Here is a 17,143-nt window from a genome sequence, read left to right as displayed (position 1 = left end):
TCGGGTTCCGCATTCGACCTGGATTATCACGCTGAGAGCGGGTGACGGGAATCGAACCCGCGCTGTCAGCTTGGGAAGCTGATGTTCTGCCATTGAACTACACCCGCGTGACGCGGCCGTGGAGCCCGTCGCTGCCCCTACTGTAGCGGATTCAAGGCGTGCTCCTGCAGTCCCGACGCGAAGATCCCTGACACCGGCGCTCAACGGGCCTACTAGCCTGGCACCGTGCTGCTTTCCGATCGTGACCTTCGCGCCGAGATCGAGTCGGGCAGGGTGAAGCTCGACCCGTACGACCCGGTGATGATCCAGCCGTCCAGTGTCGACGTACGCCTGGACCGCTACTTCCGGGTGTTCGAGAACCACCGGTACCCGCACATCGACCCGGCGATGGAGCAGCCCGACCTGACCCGGCAGGTGGAGCCGGACGGCGACGAGCCGTTCATCCTGCATCCGGGGGAGTTCGTGCTGGCCAGCACGTACGAGGTGATCAGCCTTCCGGACGACATCGCCTCACGGCTCGAAGGCAAGTCGAGCCTGGGCCGGCTGGGACTGCTCACGCACTCCACGGCCGGGTTCATCGACCCCGGTTTCCAGGGGCATGTGACGCTCGAACTGTCGAACGTCGCCACACTGCCGATCAAGCTGTGGCCCGGCATGAAGATCGGCCAGCTCTGCATGTTCCGGCTCAGCTCGCCCGCCGAGTTCCCGTACGGCTCGGACCGGTACGGTTCGCGCTATCAGGGGCAGCGGGGGCCGACTCCCAGCCGGTCGTTCCTCAACTTCCACCGGACGAGGATCTGAGCGGAACCTGGCAACAAGTGTGTCACGGGAGCCCTTCCGGGCAGCTGGGAGGGGAAGAGTAGGTTACAAGTGGGCCTGCATGGCCTGAACTTCGCATTTCAACTGGTAACCCGTACCCTTCTCTGCGGACCGTCCCCGCACACTGGAGAAACGACGTGCGCCTGCGTCTCACGCCCCGTGAGGACAGCTACTACGACTTGTTCGCCGACTCGGCGAACAACCTCGTCACCGCATCGCGTCTGCTGGTCGAGATCATCAGCGACGGTTCGGACCGTGACGCCCTGGCCGAGAAGATGCGTGCCTGCGAACACGCGGGTGACGAGCGCACTCACGCCATCATGAACCGGCTCAACGAGAGCTTCATCACGCCCTTCGACCGTGAGGACATCTACCGCCTCGCGTCGAACCTCGACGACGTGATGGACTTCATGGAGGCCGCCGCCGACCTGATCGTCCTCTACCAGATCGACCACCTGCCCAAGGAGGTCGTACGCCAGGTGGAGGTCCTGGAGAGGGCGGCGGAGCTCACCGCGGACGCGATGCCGCGCCTGCGCTCCATGCAGCACCTCAACGAGTACTGGATCGAGATCAACCGGCTGGAGAACCAGGCCGACCAGATCTACCGCCGGCTGCTGGCCAAGCTCTTCAGCGGTGAGTACGACGCGCTGACCGTGATGAAGATGCGCGAGGTCATCGAGCAGCTCGAGCTCGCCGCGGACGCCTTCGAGCACGTCGCGAACACGGTCGAGACGATCGCGGTCAAGGAAAGCTAAGTGGAGCTCGCGCTTGTCATCAGCGTGGTCGTCATCGCGCTGGTGTTCGACTACACCAACGGCTTCCACGACGCCGCCAACGCGATCGCCACGTCGGTCTCCACCCGGGCGCTGACCCCCCGGGTGGCGCTGCTCATGGCGGCGGTCATGAACTTCATCGGCGCCCATCTCGGCACCTCGGTCGCCTCGACCGTGGGGAAGGGGATCATCGACGCTCCGGACGGCAGGCACGGCCTGATCATCGTCGGCGGGGCGCTGTTCGGCGCCATCGTGTGGAACCTCATCACCTGGTACTTCGGCCTGCCGTCGTCGAGCAGTCACGCCCTGATCGGCGGGCTCGTCGGCTCGGCACTGGCGGCGAGCGCGTCCGTGCACTGGAGCGGGGTGATCGAGAAGGTCGTCATCCCGATGGTGCTGTCCCCCGTCGTGGGGCTCCTCCTGGGCGCGGTCATCATGATCGCGATCTTGTGGATCTTCCGTAAGGCCAACCCCCACCGGGCCAGCAAGGGGTTCCGGTACGCCCAGACGCTGTCGGCGGCCGCGATGGCCCTCGGTCACGGCCTGCAGGACGCCCAGAAGACGATGGGTGTGATCTTCCTCGCGCTGGTCGTCGGCGGCTACGTCTCTCCCGACTCGCACATCCCCGAGTGGGTCATCACGTCCTCGGCGCTGGCGATCTCCCTCGGCACGTACGCCGGCGGGTGGCGGATCATGCGCACCCTCGGCCGCCGGATCATCCACCTCGACCCGCCGCAGGGCTTCGCGGCCGAGGCCGCCGCGGCGAGCGTGCTCTACACGGCGGCCCTCGGGTTCGGTGCGCCCATCTCGACCACCCACACCATCACCAGCGCCATCATGGGCGTCGGCGCGACCAAGCGGCTGTCGGCCGTACGGTGGGGCATCGCGGGCAGCATCGTGACCGCGTGGGTCCTGACGATCCCGGCGGCGGCCGTCGTGGCCGCGATCGGCTACTTCATCCTCAACCTCGTCCTCGGCTGAGCCGGCGGGCCGGCGCCCCTTCGGGACCGGCCCGCCGTCGTCACCGGCGGTACATCACGTCCGTGATCCACCGGGTGAACCCGAGCGACTCGTAGAGCCGGACCGCCGCGGCGTTCTCCTCGTCCACGTAGAGCATCACCCGGGCCAGGCCGAGGCCGCGCAGGTGCGCGAGCCCGGCGATCGTCAGCGCCCGGCCGAGGCCCGTGCCGCGTTCGCCGGGCCCGACCCCCACGACATACACCTCCCCGATCGGCTCGCCGTCGTCGCCGTCGCGGTGCACCTTGGTCCAGTGGAAGCCCACCGGCGTGTCGTCGCGTACGGCGAGGAAGAAGCCGGCGGGGTCGAACCACGGTTCGCGTTCGCGCAGTTCGAGGTCGTCGATCGTCCAGGAGCCCTGCTCGGGGTGGGCGGCGAAGGCCTGCGCGTTGAGCGCGAGCCAGGCCTGCTCGTCGCGCCCGGGCTCGAACGTGCGCAGCCGTACGCCTTCGGGGAGCGGGGCGGCGGGCAGGGGCTCCGCCAGCGGCCGGCGCATCCGCCACAGCGACCGCGCCCGGGTCAGGCCCGCGCTCCGGGCGAGGCGGGCGGCGGCGGGCAGGTCGCCGTGCGCCCACAGGCGGAGCCTGCCACCGCTCGCCTCCAGCACCGCGTCGAGCAACCGCCGGCCCAGGCCGAGCCCGCGGAAGGCCGGACGCACCACGAGTTCGCCGCTCGGTCCCTCCTCGGGGCCGGCCGGGTCGCCGGGCGGGTCCAGGTGGGCGAATCCGGCGAGGTCGCCGTCCTTGTGCAGCAGTACGGCTCTCGCCCCCGGGACGCCGCCGTAGCGCACCTGGAGCATCACGTGCTCGTTGAGCGGTCGCACCCCGTCGGCCTCGGCGGCCGCCTCCACCAGAGCGAGCACGGCCGTAACCTGCTCGTCGCCGAGCCTTTCCGTGATCTCCACGCGTACGTTCATGCCTGGCACGATAGGCGAGGGGCAGGCGCGCCCCGGCGGGGGGCTTCGGCAATAGACGCCAGCCGTGGCCTCCCTGAATCGTTATCTTTGCGCCATTTCCCGATCAGATCGCCGTTCTACTGTCGGGGGTCATGACCCGAGCATCCCTGACGCGACTGGCCGTCGCCGGCGCCGCGATCCTGGGCGCCGCGGCTCTCACCGTGAGCCCGGCCGTCGCCGATCCCGCTTCCCAGGCTGCCGCCCCCGCGGTCTCCAATGGAACGAACCATGGGCCGAAGCACCCGGCCGGGCACGGCCACCAGCCCGACCCCTCCGTCTCCGTCCGGCTGCTGACCATCAACGACCTGCACGGCAACCTAGAGCCCCCGACCGGGTCCAGCTCCCGGATCCTCGACCCCAACGGGCCGCTCACCGACACGGACGGCTCCCTCACCGGCATCGCGGGCGCCAAGTACTCGATCGCCGGCGGCGCCGCCTACCTGGCCGCGCACCTCAAGCAACTGCGTACGGACAACACCCTGCTGGTGGGCGCCGGCGACCTCATCGGCGCCTCGCCGCTGCTGTCCGCGGCCTACCACGACGAGCCGACCGCCGCGCTGCTCGACCAGCTCGGTCTCGCCACCTCCTCGGCGGGCAACCACGAGTTCGACGAGGGCATCACCGAGCTCAAGCGCATCATGAACGGCGGCTGCCACCCGGTCGACGGCTGCTCCCCGGCCGGGACGTGGAAGGGCACGAGCTTCGACTACCTCGGGGCCAACGTGCAGAAGGAGTCGAACGGCGACTACGCCCTGCCGCCCTACTTCGTCAAGAAGATCAACGGGATGAAGGTCGCCTTCATCGGTCTGGTGACCCAGACCACCCCCAGCATCGTCACCGCCTCCGGCATCGCGGGCCTCAAGTTCACCGAGGAGATCGCGGCCGCCAACAAGGTGTCGAAGTTCCTCGCCCACCACGGCGTCAAGGCGCAGGTCGTGCTGGTGCACGAGGGCGACGGCATCACCCCCAACCAGGACCCCAGCTCGTGCCCGGTCGTCCCCGGCGCCGGCTCGCGGATCGCCAAGGGGCTCGACCCGCAGATCGACCTCGTCATCAGCGGCCACAGCCACCAGGCGTACGTCTGCAAGGTGAAGGACCCGGCCGGTCAGGACCGCGTCTACACCCAGGGCTCCTCGTTCGGCCGCGCGATCACCCAGATCGACTTCAAGATCGACCGTAGGACCAAGGACGTCATCCGCTCCAGCGTCGTCGCCAAGAACAACGTGGTGACCCGCACCGTCACCCCGGACCCCGACACCGAGACGTACATCAACACCTGGAAGGAGCGGGTCTCGGCCGTCGCCAACAAGCCGATCGGTAAGATCACCGCCACGATCGGGCGGGGGAGCAACGTCGGCGAGACCCCGCTCGGCGACCTGATCGCCGACGCGCAGCTGGAGGCGACCAAGACCGGCGGCAACGCCGAGATCGCGCTGATGAACCCGGGCGGCGTCCGCGCCGACCTGACCTTCCCGCAGAGCGGCGCCGAGGGGGACGGGGTCGTGACGTACGGCGAGGCCTTCACGGTGCAGCCGTTCAACAACCTCATGCAGGTCGTCACGCTCACCGGGGCCCAGCTGAAGGCGCTGCTGGAGCAGCAGATCTGGAAGGTCGACCCGACCACGGGCGGCATCACCCAGCGGATCCTGCAGCCGTCCTCGTCGCTGACCTACACCTTCGACACCACCAAGCCGGAGGGCTCGCGGGTCTCCGACATCAAGATCAACGGCACCGCGGTGACCGACACCCAGCAGATCCGGGTGGCCGCCAACAACTTCCTCGTCGGCGGCGGCGACGGCTTCACCGTGTTCACGCAGAGCACCAACCTGTGGAGCGGCCCGCTGGACATCGACGCGCTGGTCGCCTACATGGGCGCGCACTCGCCGATCGCCCCGCCGGCCACCGGCCGGATCAACCTCATCCGGTAAGGGACGGAGAACACCGGAAGGCCCGCCCCCGCAGCGGGGGCGGGCCTTTCCGGCCGAAGTCAGCGTCTGACGGCCTCGGCCTCGGCCTGCTGCTCGCCGCCGCGGTCGGGCACGAACCGGTAGCCGACGTTGCGGACCGTGCCGATGAGCGCCTCGTACTCCGCTCCCAGCTTCGCCCGCAGCCGCCGTACGTGGACGTCCACGGTCCGGGTGCCGCCGAAGTAGTCGTAGCCCCAGACCTCCTGGAGCAGCTGGGCCCGGGTGAAGACCCGGCCCGGGTGCTGGGCGAGATATTTGAGCAGCTCGAACTCCTTGAACGTGAGGTCGAGCGCCCGGCCGCGCAGCCTGGCCGTGTAGGTGGCCTCGTCGATCGACAGGTCACCGCTGCGGATCTCGTCGGGGACGTCCTCCGTGGCGGCCAGCGACAGCCGCCCGACCGACATCCGCAGCCGGGCCTCCACCTCCGCGGGGCCGGCGGTGTCGAGGATGACGTCGTCCACGCCCCACTCCGCCGTCATCGCCGCCAGGCCGCCCTCGGTCACGATCGCCATCAGCGGGCAGGTGACACCGGTCGTGCGCAGCAGCCGGCACAGGCTCTTGGCCTGCACGAGCTCACGGCGCGCGTCGACCAGGATGGCGTCCGCGGGCGGCGCGTCGATCAGAGCGGAGGCCTCGGCCGGGGCGACCCGCACCGAGTGGAGAAGCAGTCCGAGTGCCGGGAGCACCTCCGCCGACGGCTCCAGAGCGTTGGTCAGCAGGAGCAGATTGCTCACATGAGCCTCCTCGCACCATGTCGGCTCGGCGCCGTTTGCAGCACTGGAAACCGCGACAGCCGTACAAACACGTAAGGACCCGGGGGCTACATCGCCCGAGTCCATTAATTCGTAGGGTAGCCCACACGAACTTTGCGTCCAATCCGCGTCACCCGTGTGAACAACACGTCACGTGGTTTAAGACCGTAACGTGACGGTGACGGAGAGCTTTCATGGAGGTGACATGTTTCGGACGCCGACCGAGACGCGGCTCACGAGGGGAGCGGGCTGACCATGGCCACGGGGACGATTCGCTACTGGGCGGCGGCCAAGGAGGCCGCCGGGACGCCCGAGGAGGCCGCCGACGCGGCGACGCTTGCGGACCTGCTCGCGCGGATCGGGGGGGACCCGGCCCTGGAGCGCGTGCTGCGCCGGTCGTCCTTCCTGATCGACGGCGCCCCGGCGGGCACCCGCGACCCCGCCACGATCACGCTGCCCGAGGGATTCGTGGTAGAGGTTTTGCCCCCATTCGCCGGGGGATGAGCGGCACGTGCCTCTCCCGTCAAGCTTCACCTCTCACGGCGTCCGGAGCGGGTGTGCGTCTCTCCGGACATCGTCCGTTCTCGGGCAAATCTCGCGGGCAGGGGCACTACGCTGAATCGTACGGGCGCCTTCGGAGGAGTCGGATGCGCAAGCTGGTCGTGGCCGTGGTTATGCTCGCCATCCTGCTCGTCGTGCTCGACCGGGTGGCCGTGGTCGGCGTGCAGCGGGAGATCGCCCGCCAGATCGAGGCCCAGTACGACCTGGCGCAGCCGCCCTCGGTGCAGGTGAAGGGGCTTCCGTTCCTCACGCAGGCGTTCTCCGGCAGATACGAGGAGATCGCCATCGGCATCGGCGAGGTGGAGCGGGAGGGCGTCCAGCTCGAACGGATCGACGCCACGCTCTACGGCGTGACCGCCCCGCTCGCCGACCTCATCCAGAACGCCGCGGCCGCCAAGATCGGGGCCGACCGCGTGGTGGGGACCGTGGTCATCTCGCGTCGGACTCTCTCCGCCCACGCGCCGAAGGGCATCAAGGTCGAGGGAACCGGCGACGACAAGCTCCGCGTCTCGGGCAACGTGACCGTGCTGGGAAACCAGGTGCCGGTCACCGCCGACATGAAGATCGAAATGATCAAAGACGGGATCCGGCTCACGCCGGCGAGCGTGCGGCTCGCGGGCGCGATTCCGGTGCCGAACCCCGAGCGGCTCATCTCCTTCACGGTCCCGGTGAAGAACCTGCCGCTGAACCTGCGCATCACCCGCGTGACCTCGACCAGTGAGGGACTCGCGGTCCAGGGCACCGCGAGTGATGTCTCCTTCAAGTGACGGCCCGCGTGACGATGGTCACAGTGCCGAACCGGCCGGACGTTTCGTACGTGAAGAAGGTGTGAGTCCAGCCGGAACCGCCGACGAGGAGCTCGTACGCGCGCTTTTCGAGGATCACGCAGGGCCGTTGTACGGCTACGTACTGCGGCTGACCAGTGACCCGGGCAGGGCGGAGGACGTGGTGCAGGAGACGCTGCTTCGGGCCTGGCGCAACCCCGGGGTGCTCGAAGGACGCCCGGTGCGCGCCTGGCTGTTCACGGTCGCCCGCAACATCGTCGTCGACCAGCACCGGGCCCGCAGGTCCAGGCCCCAGGAGACGGGGGACGAGGCGCTCGCCGTGCTGCCCGCCGACGACGAGCTCGACCGCGCCGTCGAGTCGTGGGGGGTCGCGGAGGCGCTGGCCTCGCTCAGGCCGGAGCACCGTGAGGTGCTCATGGAGACGTACTACCGGGGGAGATCGGTGAAGGAGGCGTCGGAGATCCTCGGCATCCCGCAGGGGACGGTCAAGTCGCGGACCTACTACGCGCTCCGAGCGCTCAAACTCGCCCTGGAGGAACGGGGGCTGGCACCATGACCTGCGAGGAGGTGCGGATCTCACTCGGCGTGTACGTCCTCGGGGCGCTCGACGCCGAGGAGACCGCCGAGGTCGAGGCCCACCTGGAGACCTGCGCGGAGTGCCGGGCGGAGCTGGCCGCGCTGTCGGGGCTGCCGCCCCTGCTGGCGCTCGTGTCGGCCGAGGACGTCGAGCGCGCCGCCGCGCCGCCGCGCGCCGTGCTCGACCGGCTGGTCGCCGCGTCGGCGAAGCGGGGGCGCCGGTCCCGCGTGCTGCTGGCGCTCGCCGCGTCCGTCGTCGTCGCGGCCGTGGGCGGCACGGCCTGGCTGTCGGCGGCGCAGACGTCGTCGCAGGACACGGCGGCGGGGTCGGCCGTCGCGGCCCCGCAGTACGAGAGCAGGCTTGACGATGCGGCCGGCAGTGCGGCCGCCGGCGGCGCCGCCTCAGACGCCGCTTCGGACGCCGCCGCGGCCCAGGCGCCCAGAACCGGCAACGACGAGATCCCGCGGATCTTCGACGCTCCCGCCTCGCCCGTCCCGACGGCGGAGCGCCCTACCGGCACCGTGGCGAAGAAGGCCGAGCAGCCGCCCGCGGAGGCGACCGTCACCACCTCGCCGGAGGCTCGTGGCAGCAACGGCGACATGCGGCTGACCGTACGGCTCGTGCCGCAGGAGCGCGGGACGCAGGTCGTCGCGAGGGTCGCCGGGGTGCCCGCGGGGACGGTGTGCGCGCTTCGGGTGGTCGGGAAGGACGGCACCGTCTCGGTCCTCGGCACCTGGACGGTGGAGCGCGGGGAGTACCGCGGGCCGAAGATGGTCTTCGAGGGCTCGACGGCGCTGAGCCCCGGCCAGATCGAGCGCGTCGAACTCGCCGGCGCCGACGGCCGCACACTGGTCGCCGCCAGGCTCTGAGCGTCCTGTGACCTTTCCGTGACCCGTGCCGGGAATCAGCCCCGGCGTACGGAGGGTTGCACACGGCGATGGCGGGCATCGCGACCCGGGTGGACACGCTCGTCCTGAACGTGGCCGCCGGGCCGGTTCCCGGGCGGCGTGACGGGAGGGTGCGGGCAGTGGAACACGCCCCGGCGGCGAGAGGTGATCTCGGCTCGGTCCTGGCCGCCGATCTCGGTGCCGATCTGGGCGAGCGGGCCACGCTCGTGCAGTTCTCCACCGCGTTCTGCCAGCCCTGCAGGGCGACCCGCCGGATCCTCGGCGAGGTGGCCAGCCTGGTGCCGGGCGTGCGTCACGTCGAGATCGACGCGGAGTCGCGCCTCGACCTGGTCCGGCGGTTCGAGGTGCTGAGCACCCCCACGGTGCTCGTCCTCGACGGCGCGGGAAACGTGGTGAAGAGGGCGTCGGGCCAGCCGCGCAAGGCCGACGTGATCGCCGCTCTCGGCTTCGCCGTGGATGGAACGTCTCACCATTCATCTCAGCCATCGGACAAGGTGTGACAGATGTCGAGACGGAAGGTACTGTCGTGGCCATGACTCCCACGACAGAGCTGCTCACGAAGCGGCGGGCGGTGGACTTCTGCCGCGTCGCGACCTCGCTCTGTCGCATGGCCTGAGGGTGATTCCTGCGGCTTGACGCCGTGCTCCGAGAATCCTTCAGGAGTATCCCCACGATGCACATCGACCCTCGTGGCCCCCGATCCGAAGCGGCCGTTTCCACGGCCGCCCTCGCGCGCCGAGACCTCGGCGCCGCCGAGGTTCGCACGGATCACCGGGCCGGGGTTCGCAGCGGTGGGACTGATCGGGTTCGCGTGTGGGATCACCGTACTGGCTCTGGGTGCGGCAGCGGCACCGCCGGCCGCCTTCCCCAACGCGACGTCCGGGTCCGCCCGGGCTGCGCAACGTACCTGCTCATCCGCCGTCTACAACCTGGGAGAATCAAATGAGCCGCTCCGCCGTTCTGGTGGACGCCGACTGGGTCGAGGCCAACCTCGACACGCCGGGTGTCGTGCTCGTCGAGGTCGACGAGGACACCAGCGCCTACGACAAGGGTCACATCCGCGGTGCCGTGAGGATCGACTGGAGGACCGACCTGCAGGACCCGGTCCGCCGCGACTTCGTCGACAAGGCCGGCTTCGAGGCCCTGCTGTCGTCCCGTGGCATCGCCAACGACGACACCGTGATCCTCTACGGTGGCAACAACAACTGGTTCGCCGCCTACGCCTACTGGTACTTCAAGGTGTACGGCCACGCGAACGTCAAGCTGCTCGACGGCGGACGCAAGAAGTGGGAGCTGGAGTCCCGCGAGCTGGTCAAGGACGCGGTCGAGCGCCCCGCCACCCAGTACACGGCCCAGGAGCCCGACAACGACATCCGCGCCTTCCGCGACGACGTCGTCGCCGCGATCGGCAAGCAGAACCTGGTCGACGTGCGCTCGCCCGACGAGTTCACCGGCAAGCTGCTCGCCCCGGCCCACCTGCCGCAGGAGCAGGCGCAGCGTGGCGGCCACGTGCCGACCGCCCGCAACATCCCGTGGTCGAAGGCGGCCAACGACGACGGCACCTTCCGCTCCGACGACGAGCTCCGCGAGCTCTACTCCGGCGCCGGTGTGGACCTCGGCAAGGACACCATCGCCTACTGCCGCATCGGCGAGCGCTCGGCGCACACCTGGTTCGTGCTGCACGAGCTGCTCGACCAGCCCAACGTCAAGAACTATGACGGTTCGTGGACCGAGTACGGCTCGCTCGTGGGCGTGCCGATCGAGCTTGGAGAGGCCCGCTGATGACCACCACACAGGGTTGCGCTGCTCCTGAGCAGACCGTCGCGCTGCCGGCCGGCATCGACCTGTCCAACCAGGCCGTGATCCAGGGCGTCGTCTCCGGCGCCGGCACGGCGTACGCCCGCCTGCTGGACCACAGCGGCGAGTTCACCGGCGAGGTCGTCGTCTCCGACGAGGGCGTCTTCCGCTTCTTCGCCGCTCCCGGCCAGTGGACCGTCCGCATCATCGCCGGCGGAGGCGTCACCAAGGACGTCGCCGTCGAGGCCAAGCTCGGCGAGGTCGTCCAGCTCTCGGTCGCCGTCTGATCCACCGCTTCACCCGAGGCCGGTGCGTTCCCGCGAACGCACCGGCCTTTCGGTTTCGGATGACCAGTCGTGCACCGACGACGGACGAGGTCTTGGGGCTGCTGCGCGACGAGTAGCGGGCTCACGCGAAGGTGATCGCGCCATAGGGGGAAGCGGGAGCCGATAACATGCGGCAGGTGTCCGGAACGTCCGCACTGCCCGCCCCCCGCAGGTTCGCCTGGATGCTGTCGCCGTACGCGTTGCCGCTGCACGCCCTGCGGATCCTCGCGAAGTGCGCGCTCCCGCTGATCATCTGGTTCTCGCTCGGACGGCTCGTCCGATGGGGCCTGCTCCTGCTGGCCGCGACCGTCTCGCACGGCTCGTGGTACCAGGCCCGGCTGGTCCTGGTGATGTTCCTGTTCACGCTCGTCGTGATGACGTCCCTCGCCACGACCGTGGGCATGCTGTACGTAGTCCGCGAGGCGCTGCTGGAGACCCGGGCCCGGCGCGCCGGTGGCGAGGCCAAGGAGAGCCTTCTCAACGCGCTCAACCGGACCGCGCTCGTCTTCGCCGGCATCTACACGACCTGGGGATTCGTCGCAGAGGACGCCCGCGACTTCATGGGCATCGACATCATGCGGCAGCCGGACCGGTACGTGCTCGACGCGGGCAGCGGAGACGACAGCGGGGTGGCGGCCGGGCTGATCAACCTGGACCCGAAGGTCTCCCTCGCGACGATGATGGTCGCCTACGGGGTGAAGTGGTACTTCGGCCGCCGCCACGAGGCGGGGAACGGCCGTTTCTCCGGTGCGCTCGCCACCTTCGGCGAGCTGGCGTTCGCCTTCTACGGCATCAACGCGGTCGCGACGGCCGTGGGGGCGCGCTCCGACTGGATCGGTCAGCGGTCCGCCGTCGCCGCCTGGCACGACCTCATGGCCGGGGCGGAGAGCGGCATCCCGGGGTGGCAGCAGGTCTCGGAGTGGCTGGGGGAGGTCTGGCCGTACGTGATCGACGCCCTGGCCGTCCCGCTCGCGTGGCTGACCGTCGGCATCCTCGTCTACGGCGCGTACGCGGAGGACACCCAGACCACGATCAGGGGCACCCGCCTCGAACAGGCGGCGGTGCACCTGGAACGGACGCATGACTGGACGAGGCGGGCGCTGGCCAAGCTGAGCGCCGGGTGGACGGGCCGCTGGATCCCGCTGCTGAACTCCCTGCGCCTGACGGCCCGCGGGGGCGCGCCGCTGTTCGGCCTCTTCGCGCTGTGCTACGTCGGCCTGCACATCGGCGGTGACTTCCTCGGCAGGGCGGGCCGTTATCTCGCCGCGAGCGAGGAGCCGTACCTGTGGTTCGCGACCGATGTGCCGGTCAACTACGTGACGGATCTGGTCGTCACCCTGGTGACCATGTGCCTGATCGCCGCCACGTTCGACCTGGCCGCGACCCGGACCCGTACGGACGGGCCGATGGATGGCCGAACGGGTGGCCCGTCACCGGTCACCGCCGGAACCGCAGAACCTGATCGTCCTTCTCCGTCGCGCTGAAGGCGTCCTTCACGAAGTCCTCGGCCGACTGTCCGGGCACGTCCCGGTAGGTGCTCGGGCGGATGGTGACCTCGACCTGGTCGGCCACCGAGGGCGGCACCACCCCCAGCATCTCCATCCGGTACGGCGTGCCGACCTTGTTCTCCTTGACATCGGGCGGCGTCTCGTTGTTCAGCGTCTCCACCTGCCAGGTGCGCCCGGCCCGGTCGGTGAGCTTGACCTCCGCCGGCGCCCCGTGACGAATGGCGCCCTCGGCGTCGAGCGCGGTCCTGGTGGCCACGATCTTCATCCACTGGCGGTCGGACCGCTCCGGCTTGCCGGTGGGGTCCTTGGTCTTCTCGACGGTGACCTGCCATGACACGTGCTGCACGGTCCCGGACTGGCCCGGCGGCACGACGTGGACGGTGTAGTCGGGGCGGCCGTACTTGTAGGCCTGGTAGCCGAAGAAGGAGGGGGCCGCGACGGCGAGCGCGACGGACAGCACGGCTCCGCCGACCAGCAGGCCCGTCCGCCGCCGCGCGGGCGAAGCGGACGCGTCCGTGGCGAGGTCCACGCCGGGCGGTTCCGCCGGCACGCCGTACGTGGGGGCAGCCGACGGCATCCCGGCGGACGGGTCCGGTGGCGCGGCGAGGGGAGGGGCCGCGGGGGGAGGGGTCGTGGGGGCGAGCACCCGGGGCGGCGGCTGCCGGTTCGTCCGCAGCGCGGGGAACGGCTGCGTCGACCTGTCCTCCCCCTCGGGCTCCGGAGGCGGCCATACGCGCAGGTCCGTCGGCGGGGCGAGTTTCCCGGGAATCGGGATGGACGGTGGCGCCGTCGGCATGGGCCGCGGCGGCAACGTGCCGCTGTAGGTGATGTCGGAGGCGATGTCGGTGGGCTGCTCGGGAGGGGGCGCGAACCAGTCGCGGGTGTCCTGGCCGTTCCTCGGCGGGTTTCCGTCCATGGGCGTCTCGGTCATCGGCTCGGGCCCGCCAGTGTGTGGTAGTCCTCCGCCTGCGCGATCAGCCGGTCGGCGGCGGCGCCGGACAGATTCAGGTCGACCTGCGCCTCGGGCGCGTAGTTGTCGACGACCAGCGGGCTGTTGGGCGGGATGAAGACGAGGCTCGCGCCCGGCACCGCGTCCTTCGGCACCTCGAAGACGAGCGGTCCACTCGTCCAGAATCCCGGCTGGATGTACCTGTTGAACAGGGTCAGGCTCTCGTCGACCTTGTCCGTGGGCAGGTAGCGCCGGCCGTCCCCGCTCAGGAGGAGGGGTGGGCTGAGCTTGCTCAGCTTCATCGGCTCGCGGACGCTGGTCGCGGTGACGTCGACCAGCAGGAACAGATGGCTCGTCCCCACCTTGCTCACCTTGCCGGAGTAGTCAGTCGTGTCCACGGCGTGGGCGGCGGAGACCGACACGACCTTCACGGAGAAGCGCTTGGTCGTCACCGTCTCGCCGATCCGGCCCTTGTAGGTCAGGAAGGACGTGCGCTGCTCGAAGGACATCGCGAAGTTCTGCTGCGCGTAGACGGCCGCCGCAGCGAGCACGATGCCCGCCACTCCGGCGGCGAGACGCCGCCCCAGCCCGCGCCTGCGGGGCCGGCCGGCGGCGGCCCGGCGGGACGTACGGCTCTCCGTCTGGACCAGCGCCATCAGCTGCTCTCCTTCCGCACCGGAAGGGTGATCCGCGTGGTGACCTCGGGCTCGAACGGGCCGTCGTCGTCCTTGTACTCGCCTGCGAGTAGCCACTCACTACTCTGATTGAGTAGTCCGCGTGACTCGTTCTCGAACTTGCCGAGGTCGAGGCTGATCTCCTCGGGTGCGGTCGCGGTGGGCTGGAGCTCGTACTTCACCACGACCGTGGTGGTGATCCCCGGATGAAGCTGCTGGCTCTCGATCCCGTAGCTCAGCACCGAGGCCCGCGGGCCGTACTCGCTCTTCATCTCGGGGCGGGTCCGCAGCAGCGAGCCGGCGAAGGAGCCGGTCTGGCGGAAGCCCTTCCCGGGTTCCGGCACCATGCCGACCGAGGCGGTCTCGTCGCCCATGTTGGTGACCTTGACGACGAGTTCCAGGTAGCGCTTGGGGTCGCCGAAGCTGCTCTTCTCCGTGGTGTCGATCGCCTTGATGAACTGGGTGCGGAACTGCCCCTGGTCGATCGTGTCCCCGGGCGAGGCCGTGGGCGGCGGTTCGTCCGGGGCCTCCTTGAGGCCGCCGAAGGCGGCGGTGACGCCGATGCCCACTACGGCCAGCACGGAGGCGACCGGGACCAGCACCGGGCGTCGCCGTCGGGCGCCATTGGGGGATGACGTCATGGCAAGCGATGGTAGTACGATCACAATCGCCCCATGGGCCCCATAGGTTCCAGGCGCCGGCGGGAAATGGGTCCGAATGGCGAGAAGGCCGCCCTGACAGGGCTTCCAGATCCTACGCTGTGACCTTAGGCGGACATGGAGGGCCCGTGGGCGACCCGCACCCCGAGCATGCCCAGTTGCAGGCGGACCGGATCTACCTGGGCTGGCAGTACGCTCTGCTGTACCCCGATCCGGGGCCGCCGCCGAAGCGGCCGGCGCGCGAGGACGTCGCCGAGCCTCCCGCCGAGAACAACGACTGGGTCCACCGGGAGCGCCTGCAGAAGGACCTGCTCAACCATCCGGTGCGGCTCTTCCGCACGTTCATGGCCGTGCTGGCCGCCGGGATCCTCGTCCTCGGCGTGACCGGCCTGCTCACCTGGTCGTTCGTGCTGCTCGGGCTGGTCGCCGCGGGCGGAGTGGCGGCCATCTGCACCTACGCCATCCGGCAGGGCGACCGTACGGTCAACGAACGGCTCGACGAGCGCCGCCGCAAGGCGCTGCGGGAGCAGGAGCGGCGGCAGCGGGAGATCATCACCGCCCAGGAGGAGCACGCCGCGAAGTACCGCGACTGGGCCGAGAAGAAGAACCGCTTCGACAAGCAGATCACCTGGTACGCCGTGGCGGTGCCCGACGAGATCGACCGGGTCGACGTGGCGGGCGGCACGCTGACCGGCTGGTCGGCGCTGGTCACGCTGATCGGCGCGACCCGCCTCTACAGCGGCGGCCACCTCACCGTGCTCGACCTGTCGGAGGGCGCGATCGCCAAGGACCTCATCGAGCTCGCCCGCCGGGGCGGGGACGACCCGCTGGTCTGGGTGCTCCCGGTCGACCTGCCGCGCCTCGACCTGGGGGCGACGCTCAAGCCCGAGGCGTTCGCCGACGTGCTGGCCCACGTGGTGAGCGTCAGCGAGGAGACCAGCAGGGACATCGGCTTCGACAACGCGATCCTGGAGCGCGTGCTGGAGGTCCTCGGCGAGAACGCCACGATCAGCCAGGTCACCGCCGCGCTGCGGGCGCTCGCGCAGGTGGGCGACCCGCGCGACGACATGAAGTACGGCCTGCTGACCGCCTCGCAGCTCGAACGCATCGGCACGCTGTTCGGCCGGGGCGTGGCCGACCGGGTCGTCATCGAGCGGGCCTGGGCGCTGGAGTCCCAGCTACGCAAGCTGGAGACGCTTGGCTCGGAGGCCGTACGGCTGCCGCCCGCGCGGCTGCGGGTGGTCAGCATGGACCGGCAGGCGGGCGTGTTCGGCAACCGGGTGCTCGGCACGTACGTCGCGACCGCGCTCACGCACATCCTGCGGCAGTCGCCGGCCAGCGAGCGGCCCTGGTACCACACGATCATCGTCGCGGGCGCGGACAAGCTCCGCGGCGACGTGCTCGACCGGCTCATGGACGCCTGCGAGACCTCGCGCACCGGGCTCGTGCTGACCTACCGCAGCCTCACCCCGACCGTACGGGAACGGCTCGGCCGGGGGCACGCCGCCGTCGCGTTCATGCGGCTGGGCAACGCCGAGGACGCCCGGGTGGCCAGCGAGCACGTCGGCACCGAGCACCGCCTCGAACTCGCCCAGCTCACCGAGACGTTCAGCACGGCGGTCCACGCCCCGAGCGGGTTCTACACCTCCACCGTCGGCGAGGGCCGTACGGAGGGGGAGGACATGCGGGAGGGCGACCTGCGCGAGGACATCACGGAGTCGACGGAGTGGGGCCGGCGAGCGCCCACGGTGGCCGACGGGGTCCTGCAGCGGTCGCGGGAGTTCCTGGTCGAGCCGCACCAGCTCCAGCAGCTTCCCACGACGTCCGTGATCGTCACCTACTCGACGGCGGAGGGACGCCAGGTGCGCCTGGCGGATGCGAACCCGGCGATACTCACCTTCCCGAAGACGACGCTGGGGGAGTTCGAGGAGATCCGCCGCGCCGCCCTGACGCCGCGGGAACCCGAGCCCGAGCCGGAGCCGGCCGAGCCCACGCTGCCCGAGGTCCCCCCGAACCTCGGTCCGCCGCCGCCCCGCCTCGACTGGCGCAAGCGGCCATGACACGGTCCGCGGTCGGTAAGGGCATCGTCAACCGAGGTGTGCGGGCGTGATCGTTG

General features: G+C 70.2%; 18 protein-coding genes and 1 tRNA gene. 13 read left to right on the top strand and 6 right to left on the bottom strand.

What is annotated here, in order from left to right:
* Window positions 1-36 precede the first annotated feature (36 nt).
* Window positions 37-107: transfer RNA gene (locus FED44_RS11090), tRNA-Gly, on the bottom strand.
* Window positions 108-225: 118 nt separating this feature from the next.
* On the opposite strand from FED44_RS11090, the gene dcd reads away from it, so the two are divergent.
* The 3 genes from dcd to FED44_RS11075 all read left to right on the top strand — a co-directional run bounded on the left by dcd (window position 226) and on the right by FED44_RS11075 (window position 2,573).
* Window positions 226-801 carry a dCTP deaminase gene (gene dcd / locus FED44_RS11085; RefSeq protein WP_111697725.1) on the top strand — a complete coding sequence of 192 codons (576 nt, stop codon included), beginning with the start codon at window positions 226-228 and terminating at the stop codon, window positions 799-801.
* 155 nt (window positions 802-956) lie between these two features.
* Window positions 957-1,574 carry a DUF47 domain-containing protein gene (locus tag FED44_RS11080; protein ID WP_036328787.1) on the top strand — a complete coding sequence of 206 codons (618 nt, stop codon included), beginning with the start codon at window positions 957-959 and terminating at the stop codon, window positions 1,572-1,574.
* Entirely contained in the window at window positions 1,575-2,573 is a 999-nt protein-coding gene (locus FED44_RS11075) for an inorganic phosphate transporter (protein WP_138460564.1), read from the top strand.
* 40 nt (window positions 2,574-2,613) lie between these two features.
* Here FED44_RS11075 and mshD read toward each other — a convergent pair whose 3' ends face one another.
* On the bottom strand, window positions 2,614-3,525 hold the full coding sequence (gene mshD / locus FED44_RS11070) for a mycothiol synthase (RefSeq protein WP_138460563.1): 912 nt from the start codon (window positions 3,523-3,525) through the stop codon (window positions 2,614-2,616).
* A 131-nt stretch (window positions 3,526-3,656) separates the two neighbouring features.
* On the opposite strand from mshD, the gene FED44_RS11065 reads away from it, so the two are divergent.
* A complete protein-coding gene (locus FED44_RS11065; protein ID WP_138460562.1) occupies window positions 3,657-5,492 on the top strand; it encodes a bifunctional metallophosphatase/5'-nucleotidase in 1,836 nt (611 codons plus the stop codon).
* 59 nt (window positions 5,493-5,551) lie between these two features.
* Here the strand turns inward: FED44_RS11065 and FED44_RS11060 are convergent, their stop codons facing one another.
* The gene (locus tag FED44_RS11060) at window positions 5,552-6,265 is read right to left on the bottom strand and encodes a winged helix-turn-helix transcriptional regulator (protein ID WP_111697721.1); all 714 of its coding nucleotides are present in this window, start codon (window positions 6,263-6,265) and stop codon (window positions 5,552-5,554) included.
* A gap of 273 nt (window positions 6,266-6,538) precedes the next feature.
* Here FED44_RS11060 and FED44_RS11055 point away from each other — a divergent pair, with 273 nt between their 5' ends.
* From FED44_RS11055 to FED44_RS11020, 8 genes are all read left to right on the top strand, one after another.
* Complete coding sequence (locus FED44_RS11055) at window positions 6,539-6,787, top strand: MoaD/ThiS family protein (RefSeq protein ID WP_138460561.1); 249 nt, start codon at window positions 6,539-6,541, stop codon at window positions 6,785-6,787.
* 143 nt (window positions 6,788-6,930) lie between these two features.
* Entirely contained in the window at window positions 6,931-7,611 is a 681-nt protein-coding gene (locus FED44_RS11050; protein ID WP_165900448.1) for an LmeA family phospholipid-binding protein, read from the top strand.
* A 61-nt stretch (window positions 7,612-7,672) separates the two neighbouring features.
* Window positions 7,673-8,185, top strand: coding sequence for a sigma-70 family RNA polymerase sigma factor (locus tag FED44_RS11045; RefSeq protein ID WP_244301829.1), 513 nt, complete (start codon window positions 7,673-7,675; stop codon window positions 8,183-8,185).
* Window positions 8,182-9,075: an anti-sigma factor family protein gene (locus FED44_RS36325; RefSeq protein ID WP_208758909.1), complete on the top strand. Its 894-nt coding sequence runs from the start codon at window positions 8,182-8,184 to the stop codon at window positions 9,073-9,075. Before FED44_RS11045 ends, FED44_RS36325 begins: the two co-directional genes overlap by 4 nt.
* Before the next feature lie 68 nt (window positions 9,076-9,143).
* The gene (locus FED44_RS11035) at window positions 9,144-9,614 is read left to right on the top strand and encodes a thioredoxin family protein (RefSeq protein WP_138460560.1); all 471 of its coding nucleotides are present in this window, start codon (window positions 9,144-9,146) and stop codon (window positions 9,612-9,614) included.
* A 442-nt stretch (window positions 9,615-10,056) separates the two neighbouring features.
* Entirely contained in the window at window positions 10,057-10,896 is an 840-nt protein-coding gene (locus FED44_RS11030) for a sulfurtransferase (RefSeq protein ID WP_111697715.1), read from the top strand.
* Window positions 10,896-11,198 (top strand): DUF1416 domain-containing protein, encoded by a 303-nt coding sequence (locus tag FED44_RS11025; RefSeq protein WP_111697714.1) that lies wholly within the window; start codon window positions 10,896-10,898, stop codon window positions 11,196-11,198. The genes FED44_RS11030 and FED44_RS11025 overlap by 1 nt, the downstream gene beginning before the upstream one ends.
* A 176-nt stretch (window positions 11,199-11,374) precedes the next feature.
* Window positions 11,375-12,721, top strand: a complete 1,347-nt coding sequence (locus tag FED44_RS11020; RefSeq protein WP_138460559.1) for a hypothetical protein — start codon at window positions 11,375-11,377, stop codon at window positions 12,719-12,721.
* Here the strand turns inward: FED44_RS11020 and FED44_RS11015 are convergent.
* From FED44_RS11015 to FED44_RS11005, 3 genes are read right to left on the bottom strand one after another with little or no spacing between them, the layout of a single operon-like run.
* A complete protein-coding gene (locus FED44_RS11015) occupies window positions 12,675-13,676 on the bottom strand; it encodes a hypothetical protein (RefSeq protein ID WP_138460558.1) in 1,002 nt (333 codons plus the stop codon). The genes FED44_RS11020 and FED44_RS11015 overlap by 47 nt on opposite strands.
* Window positions 13,673-14,350, bottom strand: coding sequence for a DUF4352 domain-containing protein (locus FED44_RS11010; protein WP_138460557.1), 678 nt, complete (start codon window positions 14,348-14,350; stop codon window positions 13,673-13,675). Before FED44_RS11010 ends, FED44_RS11015 begins: the two co-directional genes overlap by 4 nt.
* The gene (locus tag FED44_RS11005; RefSeq protein WP_133305869.1) at window positions 14,350-15,009 is read right to left on the bottom strand and encodes a hypothetical protein; all 660 of its coding nucleotides are present in this window, start codon (window positions 15,007-15,009) and stop codon (window positions 14,350-14,352) included. Before FED44_RS11005 ends, FED44_RS11010 begins: the two co-directional genes overlap by 1 nt.
* A gap of 146 nt (window positions 15,010-15,155) precedes the next feature.
* On the opposite strand from FED44_RS11005, the gene FED44_RS11000 reads away from it, so the two are divergent.
* Window positions 15,156-17,087, top strand: a complete 1,932-nt coding sequence (locus FED44_RS11000; protein ID WP_138460556.1) for a hypothetical protein — start codon at window positions 15,156-15,158, stop codon at window positions 17,085-17,087.
* Window positions 17,088-17,143 lie beyond the last annotated feature (56 nt).

Origin of the sequence: Microbispora triticiradicis (genome assembly GCF_005864065.1) — a bacterium.
Lineage (GTDB): Bacteria > Actinomycetota > Actinomycetes > Streptosporangiales > Streptosporangiaceae > Microbispora > Microbispora triticiradicis.
This window is presented reverse-complemented; position numbering and strand designations above follow the sequence as displayed.